The organism is Pseudomonas sp. 05T35 (assembly GCF_056396605.1).
In genome coordinates this window covers 1-5,017 of sequence record NZ_JBFTLU010000342.1, presented here as the reverse complement: position 1 = coordinate 5,017, position 5,017 = coordinate 1, and the positions used below count along the sequence as shown (strand labels likewise).

Annotated in this window: 5 protein-coding genes; 4 read left to right on the top strand and 1 reads right to left on the bottom strand. The window is 59.8% G+C overall.

Annotated elements, in window-relative coordinates; all coding sequences use genetic code 11:
* The 4 genes from AC1DH9_RS22105 to AC1DH9_RS22090 all read left to right on the top strand — a co-directional run.
* Positions 1-679: PLP-dependent aminotransferase family protein (locus AC1DH9_RS22105; protein WP_477808778.1), on the top strand; the 679-nt coding region annotated here is incomplete at its 5' end.
* Positions 680-938: 259 nt separating this feature from the next.
* Positions 939-2,252 carry a C4-dicarboxylate transporter DctA gene (locus AC1DH9_RS22100; protein ID WP_427547125.1) on the top strand — a complete coding sequence of 438 codons (1,314 nt, stop codon included), beginning with the start codon at positions 939-941 and terminating at the stop codon, positions 2,250-2,252.
* A gap of 66 nt (positions 2,253-2,318) precedes the next feature.
* On the top strand, positions 2,319-3,023 hold the full coding sequence (locus AC1DH9_RS22095) for a FadR/GntR family transcriptional regulator (RefSeq protein ID WP_427547123.1): 705 nt from the start codon (positions 2,319-2,321) through the stop codon (positions 3,021-3,023).
* Positions 3,024-3,067: 44 nt separating this feature from the next.
* Positions 3,068-3,790: a GntR family transcriptional regulator gene (locus AC1DH9_RS22090; RefSeq protein ID WP_427547120.1), complete on the top strand. Its 723-nt coding sequence runs from the start codon at positions 3,068-3,070 to the stop codon at positions 3,788-3,790.
* A gap of 130 nt (positions 3,791-3,920) precedes the next feature.
* Here the strand turns inward: AC1DH9_RS22090 and yjiA are convergent, their stop codons facing one another.
* Complete coding sequence (yjiA, locus tag AC1DH9_RS22085) at positions 3,921-4,892, bottom strand: GTPase (protein WP_427547117.1); 972 nt, start codon at positions 4,890-4,892, stop codon at positions 3,921-3,923.
* Between the last annotated feature and the right edge of the window lie 125 nt (positions 4,893-5,017).

The window sequence follows — 5,017 nt, the reverse complement described above, 5'->3', positions numbered from 1 at the left end:
GGTTGGCGCCTACCTGTTCGTCGAYATGGCWCACGTAGCCGGTCTGRTCGCTGCWGGCGTCTACCCGAACCCGGTTCCATTCGCTGACGTGGTCACCACCACCACTCACAAGACCCTGCGCGGTCCACGTGGCGGCCTGATCCTGGCTCGCGCCAACGCCGACATCGAGAAGAAGCTGAACTCCGCGGTATTCCCGGGCGCCCAGGGCGGCCCGCTGGAGCACGTGATCGCTGCTAAAGCGATCTGCTTCAAGGAAGCCCTGCAGCCTGAGTTCAAGGCCTACCAGCAACAAGTGGTCAAGAACGCCCAGGCCATGGCCGGCGTGTTCATCGAGCGCGGCTTTGACGTGGTTTCCGGCGGTACCGAAAACCACCTGTTCCTGCTGTCGCTGATCAAGCAGGAAATCTCCGGTAAAGACGCCGACGCCGCTCTGGGCAAAGCATTCATCACCGTGAACAAGAACTCGGTACCGAACGATCCACGCTCCCCGTTCGTCACCTCCGGCCTGCGCTTCGGTACTCCGGCTGTGACCACTCGCGGCTTCAAAGAGGCTGAGTGCAAAGAGCTGGCCGGCTGGATCTGCGACATCCTGGCTGACCTGAACAACGAAGCGGTGATCGACGCCGTTCGCGAGAAGGTCAAGGCCATCTGCAAGAAGCTGCCGGTATACGGCGCTTAATCAGCCCGCTTAACCGCAGCAAAAAGAAACCGGCCAGTGATGGCCGGTTTTTTTTCGCCTGCGAAACCGCTCAAGCTCGGCCCTTGCCGCACAACTGGTAAGACCGGTAAAGCCAATTTGTCATTTTCCGCTTGCGACCCTCTGAAAACAGCGCCTACACTGCGCCTGCACTGGACATACCGGTAAGACCACAATAATTAAGTCCTGAATCTGATGCGCACAGCGCTCGGCACCCAGGACACTCACCAGGATTCCTCCCATGCTCAGATGGTGCTCGCGCTCAATCTTCCTTCAAGTTGTCCTTGGACTGGTGCTTGGCATCATCTGCGGACTGACCCTTCCCGAATACTCCGCCCAGTTGAAACCCCTCGGCGACGGCTTCATCAAACTGATCAAAATGCTCATCGGCCTGATCGTGTTCTGCGTGGTGGTCAGCGGTATTTCCGGCGCTGGCGACCTGAAGAAGGTCGGACGCATCGGCCTCAAATCGGTGATCTACTTCGAAGTGCTGACCACCATCGCCCTGGTGATCGGTCTGGTATTCGCGTTCAGCACCGGCATCGGCACAGGTGCGAACATTCATCTGGATCAGCTTTCCACCGCCGACATGGGCGATATCGCCCAGCGCGGCCAGCACATGCACACCACCACGCAGTTCCTGATGGACCTGATCCCGACCTCGGTGATTGGCGCCTTTGCCGAGAACAACATCCTGCAAGTGCTGCTGTTCTCGGTATTGTTCGGCAGCGCGCTGAACCTGGTGGGTGAAGCCGCGTCGGGAATCTCGCGACTGATCAACGAACTCAGCCATGTGATCTTCCGCATCATGGGCATGATCGTGCGTCTGGCACCGATTGGTGTGTTTGGTGCGATTGCCTTCACCACCAGCAAATATGGCCTGGATTCGCTGCAACACCTGGGCAGCCTGATTGGCCTGTTCTACCTGACATGCGCAGTGTTCGTGTCGTTGATCCTGGGTCTGGTGATGCGCCTTTCCGGCCTGCGGCTGCTGCCCTTTCTCAAGTACCTGCGTGAAGAGTTGCTGATCGTCCTGGGCACCGCCTCCTCTGACGCCGTGCTCCCGCAAATCATGCGCAAACTGGAGCACCTGGGCATCGGCAGCTCGACGGTTGGCCTGGTGATTCCCACCGGTTACTCGTTCAACCTCGATGGTTTTTCGATCTACCTGACCCTGGCCATCGTGTTCATCGCCAACGCCACCGGCACACCGTTGGCCATGAGCGATTTGCTGACGATCCTGTTGGTTTCGCTGATCACCTCCAAAGGAGCCCACGGTATTCCCGGCTCGGCCCTGGTGATTCTGGCGGCGACCCTGACCGCGATCCCCGCAATTCCGGTGGTGGGCCTGGTGCTGGTACTGGCGGTGGACTGGTTCATGGGCATCGGTCGGGCACTGACCAACCTGATCGGTAACTGCGTCGCCACCGTGGCCATCGCCCGCTGGGAAAAAGACATCGATATCCAGCGTGCCAACAAGGTACTGTCCGGCGAGCAGGGCTACACCTTCCAGTCACGTAAATCAGCGCCGCCGGCACATCAGCAAGAGTTTTGACCGAATCTGTGCCTGTCACTGGCAGGCACAACAATCAGCGTTTTACCGTCTCTCATGGAGCAAACAGTGATCACCTCGTCGACAGTTGTAAATTCAGTGGTTGAAAAGCTTCGTGCCGCGTTGGCGCGCGGGCAGTGGCGCTCTGGCGACATGTTGCCGGGGCAACGCGAACTGGCTGAACAACTGGGTATCAGCCGGCCTAGCCTGCGTGAAGCGGTGATCGTGCTCGAAACCCTCGGCCTGGTGCGCTCCATGCCCGGCAAAGGCGTGGTGGTGCTGGAGGCCAACCTGAACGACGCGCCAGCCAACGACAGTGGCGTAGCCGGCGCCAGTCTCGAGGATGTGCTGCAACTGCGCTACACCCTCGAACCGTTCATTGTCGGATTGGTTGCCCAGTCCATCAGCAGCAAGGAAATCGGTCAACTGCGCCTGACGCTGATGGACATGCGCGAAGCCCTCGAAGCCAGCGACAGCGAAGCCGGAATGAACGCCTACATCGCGTTCCACGAAGAGCTGTTCACCCTGACCTCGAACCCGATTTTCCAGAACGTCGTGCAGCAAACCAGCAACGCCCTCAAACAGAGCGCCGAGATGCTGCGCAATTCGCCAGAACACTTGGCCGGGCGGCTGGAAGAAAACGAAGCCGTGGTCCGCGCGATCCGCAGTAAAAACAGCGCCCTGGCCAGCGCCGAAATGCGCCGGCACATCCTTCAGGAAGGGCAACGCATGGGCATTGAGCTGAACATCCCGGACGACAATCTGGGCCAATAACTGTTTGTAGAATCCCCTATCGGCAACCGGACTGGAGACTGGCCATGAGTTCCTACGCCTTGAAGAATCCCGTTTTCTCGATTTCCGCCGCCCTGCCCTTGCGCCGCCAGAGCGAAAAGAAGCGTTGCGTCGATGACATCTATCCGCAGATTTTCGACGCCATTCTCGAACAACGCATCGCCCCGGCCAGCCGCTTCACCGAAGAAAGCCTTGGCCAGGCATTCGGTGTCAGCCGCAGCATCATCCGCCAGGTACTGGCGCGCTTGTCCCATCAGCAGGTAGTCATCCTGCGGCCCAATCATCGCCCGCAAGTCGCGGCGCCCGATGCCGAACAAACCCGCCAGATACTCCACGCCCGCAGGYTGACCGAAACCACTTTGGTGCGACTGGCCTGCCAGCAACCGACGTCCCGGCACCTGCCGCAGTTACGCGAACTGATCGAACGCGAACGCCGCTGCATCGAACAAAATCAACGCGGGCCGGCGATTCGCCTGTCGGGCGAGTTCCACCTGCAACTGGCGCAGGTCGCCGGTAATGCGCCGCTGGCACAATTTCTTGGCAGCCTGGTGCCGCTGACATCGCTGGCTATCGCCTGCTACGAAGAACAGTCGCCCAGTCATTGTGCGTGGCAGGAGCATGCTGCGATTGTCGAGGCGGTGGAGCGCGGGGATGCCAGGGCTGCCGAGGAGTTGATGACCGAACATCTGGATCATCTTGAGAGGAAATTGCTGAGCCCGGTACCGGCCCGTGATCGCGTCGCCGGTTAGATTGCCATCGCGAGCAGGCTCGCTCCCACACTTGACCTGTGTCGCCCACCTAATGTGGCCTGACGCAAATCCAATGTGGGAGCGAGCCTGCTCGCGATAGCGACCTCAAACACACTGAAAATGCTCGCCCCTACTCCGCAGCCACCCGCGCAAACCCCTCGCGAATCTTCTCTTCCGGCAACTCGTCGGCAATAAACACGATCACGCTCTCGCGCCCTTCATCCTCGGCCCACTCGGTATCCCAGTCAAAACCGTACAACTTCAGCACGCCCTGAAACACCATGCGCCGAGGTTCGCCGACGATGTTCAGCACCCCTTTGTAGCGCAGCAGTTGCTTGCCATGGTCTTCCAGCAGTTCGTTCATGAACTCGCTGAGCTTGTCGATATCCAGCGCTTTGTCGGTACGCAACACCAGGCTCGAGATGCGGTCGATAGACGGCGCTTTACTCACCGGGCGCAGGCTGACACCACCGCCGAGGTCGGCGTTGAGATTGAAACCACGCACGTCGAGCAACTCGGCCAGATCGATCTTGCCGTGCTCAACCACGCGGATCGGCGCACGACGATTGATCCGGGTCAGGCGTTCGCTCAGCGCGCTGAACGTCACTTCGTCGACCAGATCGCGCTTGCTCACCAGCAAGCGATCAGCAAAACCGATCTGCGCCTGGGCGATGGTCTGGGTCAGGTGCTGCTCGGCGTGAGCCGCATCGACCAGGGTGATGATGCCGTCGAGAATATAGCGCTCGCGCAGCTCTTCATCGATGAAGAAGGTCTGCGCCACCGGTGCCGGATCGGCCAGGCCGGTGCATTCGATCACCAGGCGGTCGAAGGCGATTTCGCCGCTGTCCAGGCGTTCCAGCAACAGGTACAGGGCCTTGGTCAGGTCGGTGTGAATGGTGCAGCAGACGCAGCCGTTGGACAGCGTCATGACTTGCACCGGCTCATCGCCCAAGAGTTGKGTGTCGATGCCGGCGTCRCTGAAYTCGTTTTCGATCACGGCGATTTTCAGGCCGTGCTCGGCTTTGAGCAGGTGACGCAGCAGTGTGGTTTTGCCGGCGCCGAGAAAGCCGCTGAGGACAGTTACCGGGATGGGAGAGGACAAACTCGATCTCCTTCAACTACACAAATAAAAATGGGAGCAGGTCAGTGTGGGAGCGAGCCTGCTCGCGATGACGGCTTGACATCCAACATTGCAGCTGACTGTCGGACCGCTATCGCGAGCAGGCT